This is a genomic window from Mesorhizobium shangrilense (assembly GCF_040537815.1).
In the GTDB taxonomy this organism is placed as follows: domain Bacteria; phylum Pseudomonadota; class Alphaproteobacteria; order Rhizobiales; family Rhizobiaceae; genus Mesorhizobium; species Mesorhizobium shangrilense.
Genome location: NZ_JBEWSZ010000002.1, coordinates 47398 through 60869 on the forward strand (window position 1 = coordinate 47398; position 13472 = coordinate 60869).

12 protein-coding genes are annotated in these 13472 nt (G+C 63.3%); 9 read left to right on the forward strand and 3 right to left on the reverse strand.

Going from position 1 to position 13472, the window contains the following annotated elements; genetic code table 11:
• Positions 1–89: 89 nt before the first annotated feature.
• Positions 90–1088, reverse strand: a complete 999-nt coding sequence (locus tag ABVQ20_RS24890) for an aldo/keto reductase (protein ID WP_354462319.1) — start codon at positions 1086–1088, stop codon at positions 90–92.
• 62 nt (positions 1089–1150) lie between these two features.
• A complete protein-coding gene (locus ABVQ20_RS24895) occupies positions 1151–2656 on the reverse strand; it encodes a UxaA family hydrolase (protein ID WP_354462320.1) in 1506 nt (501 codons plus the stop codon).
• A 270-nt stretch (positions 2657–2926) separates the two neighbouring features.
• Here ABVQ20_RS24895 and ABVQ20_RS24900 point away from each other — a divergent pair, with 270 nt between their 5' ends.
• From ABVQ20_RS24900 to gnd, 6 genes are all read left to right on the forward strand, one after another.
• Positions 2927–3829: a GntR family transcriptional regulator gene (locus ABVQ20_RS24900; RefSeq protein WP_354462321.1), complete on the forward strand. Its 903-nt coding sequence runs from the start codon at positions 2927–2929 to the stop codon at positions 3827–3829.
• 205 nt (positions 3830–4034) lie between these two features.
• Positions 4035–4391 (forward strand): hypothetical protein, encoded by a 357-nt coding sequence (locus ABVQ20_RS24905; RefSeq protein ID WP_354462322.1) that lies wholly within the window; start codon positions 4035–4037, stop codon positions 4389–4391.
• A 100-nt stretch (positions 4392–4491) separates the two neighbouring features.
• The gene (locus tag ABVQ20_RS24910) at positions 4492–5043 is read left to right on the forward strand and encodes a copper chaperone PCu(A)C (RefSeq protein ID WP_354462323.1); all 552 of its coding nucleotides are present in this window, start codon (positions 4492–4494) and stop codon (positions 5041–5043) included.
• 54 nt (positions 5044–5097) lie between these two features.
• Complete coding sequence (locus ABVQ20_RS24915) at positions 5098–5619, forward strand: YcnI family copper-binding membrane protein (protein ID WP_354462324.1); 522 nt, start codon at positions 5098–5100, stop codon at positions 5617–5619.
• Positions 5620–5674: 55 nt separating this feature from the next.
• The gene (locus ABVQ20_RS24920; protein WP_354462325.1) at positions 5675–7312 is read left to right on the forward strand and encodes a copper resistance CopC/CopD family protein; all 1638 of its coding nucleotides are present in this window, start codon (positions 5675–5677) and stop codon (positions 7310–7312) included.
• Positions 7313–7440: 128 nt separating this feature from the next.
• A complete protein-coding gene (gene gnd / locus ABVQ20_RS24925) occupies positions 7441–8868 on the forward strand; it encodes an NADP-dependent phosphogluconate dehydrogenase (protein WP_354462326.1) in 1428 nt (475 codons plus the stop codon).
• Here the strand turns inward: gnd and ABVQ20_RS24930 are convergent.
• The gene (locus tag ABVQ20_RS24930) at positions 8865–9914 is read right to left on the reverse strand and encodes a LacI family DNA-binding transcriptional regulator (protein ID WP_354462327.1); all 1050 of its coding nucleotides are present in this window, start codon (positions 9912–9914) and stop codon (positions 8865–8867) included. The genes gnd and ABVQ20_RS24930 overlap by 4 nt on opposite strands.
• A gap of 421 nt (positions 9915–10335) precedes the next feature.
• Between ABVQ20_RS24930 and ABVQ20_RS24935 the strand changes: the two genes are divergently transcribed.
• From ABVQ20_RS24935 to ABVQ20_RS24945, 3 genes are all read left to right on the forward strand, one after another.
• Positions 10336–11574, forward strand: coding sequence for an ABC transporter substrate-binding protein (locus tag ABVQ20_RS24935; RefSeq protein WP_354462328.1), 1239 nt, complete (start codon positions 10336–10338; stop codon positions 11572–11574).
• A gap of 84 nt (positions 11575–11658) precedes the next feature.
• Positions 11659–12552 carry a carbohydrate ABC transporter permease gene (locus tag ABVQ20_RS24940; RefSeq protein WP_354462329.1) on the forward strand — a complete coding sequence of 298 codons (894 nt, stop codon included), beginning with the start codon at positions 11659–11661 and terminating at the stop codon, positions 12550–12552.
• Positions 12549–13469, forward strand: coding sequence for a carbohydrate ABC transporter permease (locus ABVQ20_RS24945; protein WP_354462330.1), 921 nt, complete (start codon positions 12549–12551; stop codon positions 13467–13469). Before ABVQ20_RS24940 ends, ABVQ20_RS24945 begins: the two co-directional genes overlap by 4 nt.
• Positions 13470–13472: the final 3 nt, after the last annotated feature.

The following is a 13472-nucleotide window of genomic DNA, read 5'->3' on the forward strand; positions in this document are numbered from 1 at the left end:
GAATATTAATTCCACGCTTCAGTCAATATGGAACATACGTTCTTCTCATATTTGTGAAGCCGTCTCCCGGGTGGATCGACCCGTCCAAATCAGGCCAGATGCTGCACGACCGTGTAAGGATCGTATTTTGCGAACTCCGTTTGCGGGATCTCGACGTCAAGCAGTTCGAGGTTGCGCGCCAGATTGGCGGCCTTCGCCGTGCCCGTCAGCACGGTGGCGACAACGGGGTTGCGCAGCGGGAACTGGAACGCGGCCGCCGCAAGCGGATAACCGCCATCGCCGGCGATCTTCTCCATCGTGTCGACCCGGTGCAGGATGTCATCGGTAGCCGGCAAATAGTCGAAATGCGCGCCAGCCATCGGTCCCGTCGCGAGAATGCCGGAGTTGAAGACGCCGCCGATGATCAGCGAGGTCTGTCGTTCGCGGCACAGCGGCAGCAACTCTGCTTCCGCGCTGCGGTCCAGCAGCGAGTAGCGGCTGGCCAAGAGTATGCAATCGAGCGGCGCCCTTCGCATCACGTCGAGGCAGATCCGCACCTCGTTGACGCCCAGCCCATAGGCCGAGATGGTGCCGGACGACTTCAGTTCCTCCAGCGCCTTCAGTCCGCCATCCATCAACTGGCGAAAGTGCAGCTTGGCCTTCTCGATGCCGTGCGTGTAGGTGCCGATGTCATGGACGTACAGTATATCGATCTTGTTGAGGCCGAGCCGTGCATAGCTGAAATCGACCGAGCGCATGATGCCGTCGTAGGAGTAGTCGTAGTCGACGGCAAAGGGGAGCGGATCGACATAGGAGTGATCGGGAACCTGGTCCTCGGGAACGGGCCGGAACAGGCGGCCGACCTTGGTGGAAAGCACATAGGAATCGCGCGGCTTGTAGCGCAGGAAATCGCCGAAACGCCGTTCGGAGAGGCCGAAGCCGTAGAAAGGCGCGGTGTCGAAATAGCGCAAGCCCGCGTCCCAGGCGCCCTGCAGCGTTTCCATCGCCGCCTCGCGCGGACAGGCTCGGTAGAGACCACCGAGCGCGGCGCCACCAAAACTGACTTCGGTGACCTCGAGCGCCGTCCTGCCGATGCGGCGTTTCTGCATGCGAGCCTCCCGTCCCCGGCCGCTGTCCGGCCTGTCACAATCTTTGTCGTCGTCAGTCGGAACTAGAGCGTGGCTCCGAGGTGCCAAGGCACGAACTCATTGTCGCCGTAGCCGAAATCCTCGCTCTTGGTCTTGCGGCCGGAAGCCGTCTCGACGATGAGCTCGAAGATCTCGCGGCCCATGCCGGCGATGGTCTTTTCGCCGGAGGCGATGACGCCGCAGTTCACGTCCATGTCCTCTTCCATGGTGTGGTACATGGTCGAATTGCTGGCGACCTTGATCGACGGCGTTGGCCGGCAGCCGAAGCAGGAGCCGCGACCTGTGGTGAAGACGATGACGTTGGCGCCGCCGGCGACCTGGCCGGTCGCCGAAACCGGGTCGTAGCCGGGCGTGTCCATGAACACCAGGCCGTGGCCGGTGACCTTCTCGGCATAGCCGAACACGCCGTTGAGCGGGGTCTGGCCGCCCTTGGCCACCGCGCCTAGAGATTTCTCCAGGATGGTGGTCAGGCCGCCGCGCTTGTTGCCGGGCGAGGGGTTGTTGTCGATCGACGCGCCGTGCTTGGCGACATGGTCCTCCCACCATTTGACGAAGCCGTCGAGCTTCTGCGCGATCTCCGGCGTTGCGGCGCGATAGGCGAGCAGATGCTCGGCGCCATAGATTTCCGTCGTTTCCGAGAGGATGCCGATGCCGCCGGCATCGGCGAGAATGTCGACGGCCGCGCCCAGCGCCGGGTTGGCGGTGATGCCGGACATGCCGTCGGAGCCGCCGCATTGCAGGCCGACGACGATCTCGCTGACCGGGATCGGCTCGCGCTTGTACTGGCCGACCTCCTCGGCGATCTCGGCCAGAACGCCCATGGCCTTCTCGACCGATTTGCGTGAACCGCCGGCGTCCTGGATGTTGAAATGGCGCTTTCCGGCTGCCGCGCCCTTCTGGCCGTAGAGGGTGAGCTGGTTCACTTCGCATCCCAGCCCGACCATCAGCACGCCGCCGAAATTGGGATGGCGTGTATAGCCGGCGAGCGTGCGATGCAGAACCATCATGCCGTCGCCGGTGCCGCTCATGCCGCAGCCCTGGCCGTGGACGATCGGGACAAAGCCGTCGATGCCTGGATATTTCGGCAGCAATGTGCGGTTGGCCTGATCGGCGATGGCGTGGCAGACCGTGGCCGAGCAATTGACGCTGGCGATGATGCCGATGAAATTGCGCGTGCCTGCCCGGCCGTCGGCGCGGCGGTAACCCATGAAGGTACGGGCGCGGTCGGCCTCGGTCGCGTGCACGGCCTCGGTCGGCGGCACCACCGGTAAACGTCCGGACTCGAAGACCAGATTGTGCGAATGGACGTGTTCGCCGGGCGCGATATCCTGCGTGGCGCGGCCGATCGCCTGCGCGTATTTCACTACCGCGGCGCCGGCGGCGATGGGCTTGATCGCCACCTTGTGGCCAGGCTCGATGAGTGCCGTGGCAACCGCGCCGCCGGGCAGCACCGTTCCGATCTCGATGCGCCCATTGGCAACGGCGACATTGTCGGTGGGAGACAGAAGAATGCTGTTCGAGGCGTTCACGGGCGGTTTCCTGGGTAATCCTGGGACGCGCGGTCGGATTGACACGCGCCTGTTAAGAGGTAATGTCTTTTATCGTGAAAAAACATTTTTGCGTCAATTGTTTTTTCAAGGGAGCGCTGCGCATCCATGTGGATGCGCGAGGGATCAGGCACTGGGCCTGCGCCTGAGCCGAAAAGCGATTTTGCTTTTCTGGGTCATGCGCTAGGAGCATCCGCAATATCGCGCTTCAAACCGGCCGCCGCAAGCGCCCGGAGCGCAACGGGGCAGGGGATGTCGAAGAGCAACAACGTTTACAAGGACGCCTACAATCGCTGCCTGCGGCTGCTGGACGAAACCCGCAACCTGCCTTCGGAGCCGGAGCTGGGCACGCTGCTTGGCGTTAGCCGCACCACGGTGCGCACCATTCTTGCGCGCATGGAGGAGACGGGCCTGATCGCCTGGAACAAGCGCGCCAAGACGGTGCTGCGTGAGCCGCGTCCTGACGACTTCTTTCCCGAGGAAGAGACCGATTCGCTGGCTGAGATCATCGAGCGCAGTTTTATGCGGCGCCTGCTGGCCAGCGGCGCCGAGGCCGGCATGCAGATCAACGAGTTGGAGCTGGCGCGCGAAATAGGTGTCGGCACCACCAGCGTGCGCGAATTCCTGATCCGCTTTTCCCGCTTCGGCCTGATCGAGAAGCGGCGCAACAGCCATTGGGTGCTGAAGGGTTTTACACGTGCCTTCGCGCTGGAACTGACCGAGATCCGCGAGATGTTCGAACTGCGCTCGGCGGCCGCCTTCGCCGCCTTGCCGCAGGACAGTCCGGTATGGGCCGATCTCGACAGGCTGGAAGACGAGCATCGCCTTCTGGCGCGCGAGATCGCCACCCGCTTCAACGAATTCTCGGAGCTGGACGAGCGCTTTCACCGGCTGATCCACCGCGCGTCGCACAACCGTTTCATCGTCGATTTCTACGATGTGATCGCCATGATCTTCCACTACCACTACCAGTGGAACAAGGCGCAGGAGCGTGAGCGCAACGAGGTGGCTGTGACCGAGCATCTGGCCTATATCGCGGCGCTGAAGTCACGCGATCTCGGCAAAGTCGACGCCGCCTGCCGCAAGCACCTGAAGTCGGCGCGCCAGACGCTCTTGACGTCGATTCCAGAGGCCGGCAGCCGGCCAAGGCCCTGAAGCGCGTGTGACGCGCTTCAGGTTTTGCTCCAAGCATGTCGTTATCCCAAAACCGCTGCGCACTTTTGGGCGACATGCTGCAATCGCGCCGCGTTGCCGCAGCGATGATTTGGCGATTTTCCGATTGTTGCGCCCGTGATAGGGGTATTTTCCGTGGTTGCTTGAAGAGGCGGTTGGGTTGAACATCCGAGGGAGACGGCGGAGCATGCCGGTCGCGCTTATCGCGGCCTATCTGCTGCTGCTCCAGTCGGTGCTCGGCGCGTTTGCCTTCGGCGCCGGGCCAAGTGCCGCGCCGCTCGACGCCTTCGGCAACATCATCTGCACCCATGAGGGGGCAGCCGAACTCCCCGTCGGCGATCAGCACCCAGCGCATATGCCGGCATGCTGCATGCTTGGCTGCAGCATGGTTTCGCAGGCCCACGCGCCGCCGCCTGAGGGCGGCATTGCGCTGGCCAGCCTCTCCTTCGAGGCGGTCGCCTTCGTATTCCCGGCGCTTGTCCATCTCGACTTCGCGCGCGAGCGCTCGCCGTCGAACCCGCGCGCTCCGCCGGTCCCGGCCTGAGCCCGTTCGTCCCGTGGAACCTTTCGCGGGACCCTGCATCCAACAATCGAAACCATTCGCGACCGATCATCGGCGCGATCCCGTATTCATGGAGTTACCCATGTCCCATTCTTACAAGGCAGCCGCGCATGCGTTCGTGTCCGGCCGCGGCGGCGCTTTCCTGCGCAGTTTCGAAGAGCGTCTCGGCATCACCGTTTTCGTTCTCGCCCTCCTGTTCGTCAGCGCCCAGGGTGTGCTGGCGCACGGGTTCAAGGTCGGTGATCTCGAGATCGGGCATCCGTGGTCGCGCGCCACGCCTGCCGGCGCCAAGGTGGCCGGCGGCTATTTCACCATCACCAACACCGGCAGCACGCCGGATCGGCTCCTGTCGATTTCCTCCGACATCTCGGACAAGGCGGAACTGCATGAGATGTCGGTCAAGGATGGCGTCATGACCATGCGACCGGTTGCCGAAGGCCTGGAAATCCCGGCCGGCGGCAAGGTCGCGCTGGCGCCCGGCGGCTATCACCTGATGTTCATAGGCCTGAAGCGGCAGCCGAAGCAGGGCGAAAAATTTTCGGCCACGCTGACCTTCGAGAAGGCCGGCGCTGTGACGGTCGACTTCGCCGTCGAAGGCATGGGCGAGAAGGGCGGCATGGATCACGCCGACTAAGCGGCACTCGACTGATCCTGCCACATCAGCAAATTTGAATTCAGAGGGACCATCATGAACAAATATTCTCTGGCGGCCGGTGCGCTGCTCGTGCTCGGCACGAACGCTGCCTTCGCCCACATCACGCTTGAAACCCAGGAAGCGGCGGTCGGCTCGACCTACAAGGCAGTCCTGCGCGTTCCGCATGGTTGCGACGGCAAGGCGACGACCGCCGTGCGCGTGCAGATCCCGGAAGGGGTGATCGCGGTGAAGCCGATGCCGAAGCCCGGCTGGACGCTGCAGACCAAGAAGGGCAAATACGACAAATCCTATCAGCTCTATGGTCAGGCGGTGACCGACGGCGTCAAGGAAATCGACTGGAGCGGCGGCAATCTGCCCGACGAATTCTACGACGAGTTCGTCTTCCGTGGCACACTGACGGCGGACCTGCCTGTCGGCCAGAAACTCTATTTCCCGGTGGTGCAGGAATGCGACGGTGGCGCCACCGATCGCTGGATCGAAATCCCGGCGGCCGGACAGGATGAGGATGCGCTGGAGACCCCGGCGCCCGGCATCAAGCTCCTGCCCAAGAAATGATCTTGCGCGGCGCGCTTCAGTCAACGGAGCGCGCCGCCGGTTTTTCGGTGATGACATGAACGCGGCATCCTTCCTGCAAAAGACCCGCACGATCGGCAGTAGCGCTGGTCGGTTGGCCGTCGGCGTGCTGTTCGCGGTTCTGTTGCTTGCGGCGGTAATGCTGCCGGGCCGGGCTTCCGCTCACGCGGCGCTGATCGCGACCGAGCCGGCAGATGGCGCCGTGCTGGCGCAAAGCCCCGCGCAATTCTCTCTGACCTTCAGCGAGCCCGTGTCGCCGCTGGTGTTGACCCTGGTCAAGCCCGACGGCACACCGGTTGCACTGACTGCCTTCCGCCTCACCGACCAGACCATCGAGATCGACAACCCGCAAACGCTGGGGCGCGGCACGCATGTCCTGAGCTGGCGGGTGATTTCCACCGATGGTCACCCGATCGGCGGCTCGGTTTTGTTTTCCGTCGGCGCGGCCTCCGAGCCGCCCGCCGTGTCCGAAGCCGTCGACTGGGGGCTCCGATCTGCGATCTGGACCGGCAAGGTCTTTCTCTACATCGGGCTTTTCCTAGGCGTCGGCGGCGCCTTCGCGCTTGCCTGGCTGGCCGGCGCCGGGCGCTCGGGCCAGCGTTTCGTCATTGCCGCCATCCTGTGCGGGCTGGTCGCGGCACCCCTGTCGCTCGGGCTTCAGGGGCTGGATGCGCTTGGCGCGCCATTCGCCCGGCTGGCGCAGCCGATCATCTGGCGGACCGCGCTTGGAACCAGTTTCGGCTCGACGGTACTGATCGCGCTGATGGCGCTAGGGCTCGGCTTGTTGTCGTTGGTCACGCCGCGCCTGATTGCCAAACTGCTTGCCTTGGCTGGACTGGCCGGTGTCGGAGTTGCTCTCGCCGCCAGCGGACATGCAAGTGCCGCCGAACCGCAATGGCTGACGCGGCCGATGGTGTTCCTGCATGGCATCGGTATTGCCTTCTGGGCTGGAGCGCTGGCGCCGCTTGGCCTGGCACTAATGCGAAGGCGGGCAGAGGCGGGAGCTTTCCTGCACCGGTTTTCGCTGATTATCCTGCCGGTCGTGGCCGTGCTGGCGGCGGCCGGCATCGTGCTGGCCGTCATCCAGGTGCAGACGCCCTCGGCGCTGGTCGACACCGCCTATGGCCGGTTGCTGCTGATCAAGCTGGCGCTGCTGCTCTGCCTTTTCGCGCTCGCTGCTTTCAACCGCTGGAGGCTTACCGGCCCGGCTGAAGCGGGAGACGCAAAAGCGCAAGGAGGTCTTGCCCGCTCGACCGGCGTCGAAATGCTGATCGTGCTGGCTATCTTCGGCATTGCCGCCGGTTGGCGCTTCACGCCGCCGCCGCGCGCGCTGGCGATCGCGGCGGCGCAGCCGGCATCGGTGCATATCCATACGCTGAAGGCGATGGCCGATCTCAGCATCACGCCCGGCCATGCCGGGCCGGTTGCGGCCTCGATCGTCATCATGACCGGCGATTTCGGACCGCTCGACGCCAAGGAGGTGACGCTGGTGCTGTCGAAACCCGATTCCGGCATCGAGCCGCTCAAGCGGCCGGCGACAAAGCCCGGCGACGGCAGCTGGCGCGTCGACAATCTTGTGATCCCGGTGCCGGGCCGATGGACGGCGCGAGTCGACATTCTGGTCTCGGACTTCGAGATCGTGAAGATCGAGGCGCCCATCGACATCAGGCCGTGATGCTCTATATCGCCCGCCTACGGCGCGGCGGTTGACGCAGGCACGAAGGCCCGTCAATCATCGCGGGGAAATGGCATCGCCCCAATCACGGGCTTCGACAAACAAGATCCGAAAGCAGGGAAGAAACGATGGAAAAAGCCGAAATCGGCCTGATCGGCCTTGGCACGATGGGTTCCAACCTGGCGCTCAACATCGCGGAGCACGGGCACCGCATCGCCGTCTTCAACCGCACCAGGGCACGCACCGACGCTTTCGTCGAGAATGCCGGCGCGCTGAAGAACATGGTGGTTCCGTGCTACAGCCTTGAAGAACTCGCCGCCGCGATCCGGCCGCCGCGCCCGATCATCATCATGGTGCTGGCCGGCAAGCCGGTCGACGAGCAGATCGAAGCCTTGCGCGGTGTACTGTCGGCCAATGATATCGTCATCGACGCCGGCAATGCCAATTTCCGCGACACGATGCGGCGCTTCTCCGAGCTCTCCGGCTCCGGCCTGACCTTCATAGGCATGGGCGTGTCCGGCGGCGAGGAGGGCGCGCGCCACGGGCCGTCGATCATGGTTGGTGGCACGGAAGACTCCTGGAAACGCGTCGAGAAGGTGCTGACCGCCATCTCCGCCAAGTTCAAGGACGAGCCCTGCGCGGCCTGGCTCGGCACCGACGGCGCCGGCCATTTCGTCAAGACCATCCACAACGGTATCGAATACGCCGACATGCAGATGATCGCCGAGATCTACGGCATTTTGCGCGACGGGCTTGGCATGGGGCCGAAGGAGATTGGCACGGTGTTCGCCAAATGGAACAAGGGCCGGCTCAATTCCTACCTGATCGAGATCACCGCCAAGGTGCTGGCCGCCGATGATCCGAAAACCGGCAAGCCGGTGGTCGACATCATCCTCGACCGCGCCGGCCAGAAGGGCACCGGCAAATGGTCGGTCATCGAGGCGCAGCAGCTTGGTATTCCCGCCACCGCGATCGAGGCGGCAGTGGCCGCGCGCGTGCTGTCGTCGATCAGGGACGAGCGGCTGGCGGCCGAGAAAGCCTACGGCAATATCGGCGTGACGAAGATTTCCGGTGACAAGGATACGTTGCTGCACGATCTCGAACTGGCACTGTTTGCCGGCAAGATCGCCGCCTATGCGCAAGGTTTCGCTGTGATGAGCGGCGCGTCGAAGGAGTTCAACTGGAACCTGCCGATGCCGACCATCGCCAAGATCTGGCGCGCCGGCTGCATCATCCGCTCGCAGATGCTCGATACGATGGCCGAAGCCTTCGGCAAGGGCGGTGCTTCCACCAATCTGCTGATGGCGCCGGCTTTCATCACCATGATGCAGGAAGCGCATCCGTCGCTGCGGCGCGTGGTGGCCAAGGCATCGGAGGCCGGTGCGCCGGTGCCGGCGCTGTCGTCGGCACTCGCCTATTTCGACAGCTATCGCCAGGGTCGCGGCACCTCGAACCTGATCCAGGCGCAGCGCGATTTCTTCGGCGCGCATGGCTTCGAGCGCATTGGCGAACAGGGCGCGTTCCATGGTCCGTGGGGGAGCGGCGCGGCTGGTTAATCCGAGCGGCGAGAGGCGAGGACTTCGCTCGGCACGCTCAGGCTTTGCAGCGTGCCGGGCTCGGCGCCGCCGATCCAGCCCAGCACCGAGCGGGCAAGTTCGGCGCCAGCCAGCCGAAAATCCTCGTTGACGACCAGCAATTCCCTGCGGAACAGGTGCAGCAGGTCCGACGACTGCTTGGATACGACATCAATGTCACGGCCAAGTTTCAGGCCCGCATCCTCGATGCCGGCGACGATGGCGAGCGTCGCGGCGGCGCCGCTGCTGATAAAACCGTCGGGCCGGTTCTCACGGCGCATGACCTGCGCGGTCCGCATCCTGATCTGATCGATGGAATGGTCGATCGAAACCGTGTTGAACGGGATTTCGCTGGCGCCGACCTCGTTCAATGCGTCGGCAAAGCCGTTCACCGTGTGGCCGTGATAGGTCAGCCCGACCGGTGGCGCCAGCAGAGCGAGCCTGCGGCGGCCCATGCCGGCCAGGCAGCGCACCGCCTCGGTCGCGAAGGCGTAGTTGTCGAAATCATGATAGGGGTGGATGAGCCCCATATCGGTGCGGCCATGCGTGGCAAAGGGAATGCCCCGCTCCAGCAAATAGCGCGCCCTGGGGTCATTTGGCTGCGTGCGTGAGATGATGATGCCGTCGGCGGATCCGGTCTCCACCAGATAGCGTATGGGGTCCAGCGGATCCTGCGAGCGCGAATAGGGCGTGACGATCAGGTGATAGGGCGTGTCGGCAATGACTTCCGAGACGCCATAGATGATGTCCGAAACGAAGCTCATGATCTCATGCTCGGTGTTGAGCACAAGACTGATGACGTTGGTCTTGCCGGTGCGCAGGCGCACGCCGGCGCGGTTGGGCCTATAGCCGATCTGCCTGGCGACGAGCTGGACGCGCCGTTTGGTCTCGGCGCCGATCTCAGGCGCGTCCTTCAAGGCGCGCGACACGGTGGTGACGGCGAGCCCTGTCATGAAGGCGAGCGTCTTCAGCGTCGGCCGGTTCTGCGCCGCCGCTTCGTCATCCTTGTCCGCCTGGTGCCTGTCCATCCATCCCGCCTCGTCACGCGCATTAGCAGCCGGCGCGCGGACCGGCAATCGCCGGCATCGCCGCAGGGACGCGACTCCCCGCCTGACAAGGCGCTAATATACTGAAACGTTACAGGTTGTCACCGCCGTCCAGTAAAGGATCGCGGCGGGAGACAAAATCGGCCACGAAAGCCGCAACGGAAAAACCGTTGGGAATCAGCGGGGAACCGCACCTCCTTATCGCTTTTTGCCGGATTTCGTGCATCGCAGCATCATTTTGCAGTACAGTCTGGCATATTGCTGCGTGTCGGGTGGAAGCCAGTCGAATGGATTTGTTCGTGCCTCGAAAAAATATCGAGCCGGTTTCAGGCCGAGGGTTGCACAGCCAAAACAATTACCGTATCAAAAATCTGTAACGTTTCAGATTCTGGGAGGAACCGAAATGCGATACAAACTCACGACTGCCGTGCTGGCAGCGACGGCCGCGCTGCAGTTCGTCGGTCCGGCGGCGGCGACGGATCTGGAAGTCACCCATTGGTGGACCTCCGGTGGCGAAGCGGCGGCGGTCGCGGAATTTGCCAAGGCGTTCGACGCCACCGGCAATCATTGGGTGGATGGGGCCATCGCAGGCTCGGGCGATACGGCGCGGCCGATCATGATCAGCCGCATCACCGGCGGCGACCCGATGGGTGCCACGCAATTCAACCATGGCCGTCAGGCAGAGGAACTGGTGAAGGCCGGCCTGATGCGCGACCTGACCGATCTCGCCAACAAGGAACATTGGAAGGACGTCATCCGTCCGGCCAGCCTGCTCACCGAATGCACGGTCGACGGCAAGGTCTACTGCATTCCGGTCAACATCCATTCCTGGCAATGGCTGTGGCTCTCCAGCAAGGCCTTCGCCGATGCCGGCGTGCCGGTGCCGAAGAACTGGAATGAATTCGTCGCGGCCGCACCCGCGCTCGAGAAGGCCGGCAAGGTGCCGCTCGCCGTCGGCCAGCAGGCCTGGCAAACGTCAGGCGCCTTCCAGGTGCTGATGGTGGCGATCGGCGGACCCGACATCTACAAGAAGGTCTATGGCGACAAGGACGCCAAGGTTGCCGGCGGGCCGGAGGTCGCCAAGGTGTTCAAGGCGGCCGACGACGCGCGCAAGATGTCGGCCAAGTCCAAGGTGCAGGACTGGAACCAGGCGACCAATCTGGTCATCACCGGCCAGGCCGGCGGCCAGATCATGGGTGACTGGGCGCAAGGCGAATTCCAACTGGCCGGCCAGGTCGCTGGCAAGGACTACAACTGCTTGCCGGGTCTCGGCGTCAATGCCGTCATCCAGACCGGTGGCGATTCCTTCTACTTCCCGGTGCTGAAGGATCCGGAAAAGTCCAAGGCGCAGGAAGTGCTGGCCTCGACCATGCTGTCGCCAAAGACCCAGGTTGCCTTCAACCTGAAGAAAGGCTCGCTGCCGGTGCGCGGCGACGTCGATCTCAATGCCGCCAATGACTGCATGAAGAAGGGACTCGATATCCTGGCCAAGGGCAACACCATTCCCGACACCAACCAGTTGATGACCGAGGACTCGCTGACCCAGGTCAACGATCTGTTCGCCGAGTTCTTCGCGACGCCGACGATGACGCCCGAAGATGCGCAGAAGCGCTTTGCCGACATCGTCGCCAAGGCTGACTGACGGGCAACCCGCATCGACACTCCGGTCCTCTCAGGGGGGCCGGAGGGAAGCCGCAACGCGATCCGATCCGGTGAGGCGCATCCCATGACCGAACAGACTGCCAGGCGGCCCAGCCGTTTGTTTCGCAATCTCAACGCCAAGATCGCGTCGATCCCGATGATCCTCAACGCGCTGGTCATCTTCCTCGGCGGCACGATCTGGACGATCGTCTATTCCTTCACCGATTCCAGGTTGCTGCCACGGCTGAACTTCGTTGGTTTCGACCAGTACACAAGGCTGTGGGTGACGCCGCGCTGGCTGGTCGCGGTCGAGAACCTCGCCATCTACGGCGCCTGCATGCTGGTCTTCTCGCTCATCATCGGTTTCCTGCTGGCGGCGCTGCTCGACCAGAAGATCCGCTTCGAGGACACGTTCCGCACCATCTTCCTCTATCCGTTCGCATTGTCCTTCATCGTCACCGGGCTGGTCTGGCAATGGATGCTCAATCCGAATTTCGGCGTCCAGCATGTGGTGCGCGAGCTCGGCTGGACGAATTTCGCTTTCGACCCGCTCTATGATTCCAGCATCGTCATCTACGGCATCCTGATCGCCGCGCTCTGGCAGGGAACGGGGCTAGTCATGTGCCTGATGCTGGCCGGCCTGCGCGGCATCGATGAGGACATCTGGAAGGCGGCGCGGGTGGACGGGATACCCACCTGGAAGACCTATCTGTTCATCATCATCCCGATGATGCGGCCGGTGCTGATCACCACGCTGGTCATCATCGCCGCCAGTATCGTCAAGGTCTACGACCTCGTCGTCGCCCAGACCAGCGGCGGTCCCGGCATCTCGTCGGAAGTGCCGGCGAAATATGTCTATGAATACATGTTCCACGCCCAGAACCTTGGCCAGGGTTTTGCCGCCTCGACCATGATGCTCTTGTCGGTGATCATCGTCATCGTGCCATGGGCCTATCTCGAATTCGGGCGGCGCAAATGAGCGTGGCAAACACCACTGCCGGCCTGCCCCGGGATATCGCCGGCCCCTACGGACCGAAGCCGCGGCGTATATTCTCGCGCCGCAACATCTTTCTCTACGGCACGCTTTTCGTCGTTGCGGCCTACTATCTTCTGCCGCTCTATGTGATGGTCGTCACCTCGCTCAAGGGCATGCCGGAGATCCGGCTCGGCAACATCTTCTCGCCGCCGCTCGAGATCACCTTCGAGCCGTGGGTCAAGGCCTGGTCGACCGCTTGCACCGGCCTCAACTGCGACGGACTTTCACGCGGCTTCTGGAATTCGGTGCGCATCACTGTGCCGTCGGTGTTCCTGTCGATCGCCATCGCCTCGGTCAATGGCTATGCGCTCGCCAACTGGCGCTTCAAGGGCGCGGATTTCTTCTTCACCATCCTGATCGTCGGCGCCTTCATCCCCTATCAGGTGATGATCTATCCCATCGTTATCGTGCTGCGCGAGATCGGGCTCTACGGCTCCATCTGGGGCCTGGTGCTGGTGCACTCGATCTTCGGCATGCCGATCCTGACGCTGTTGTTCCGCAACTATTTTTCGTCGATGCCGGAGGAACTGTTCCGGGCCGCGCGCGTCGATGGCGCCGGCTTCTGGGGCATCTATTTCCGCATCATGCTGCCGATGTCGCTGCCGATCTTCGTCGTCGCCGTCATCCTGCAGGTGACCGGCATCTGGAACGATTTCCTGTTCGGCGTCATCTACACCAAGCCCGACACCTACCCAATGACGGTGCAGCTCAACAACATCGTCAATTCGGTGCAGGGCGTGAAGGAATACAATGTCAACATGGCCGCGACCCTGATCACCGGCCTGGTGCCGCTGATCGTCTATTTCGTGTCCGGGAAATTGTTCGTGCGCGGCATCGCCGCCGGTGCGGTGAAGGGGTAGCGC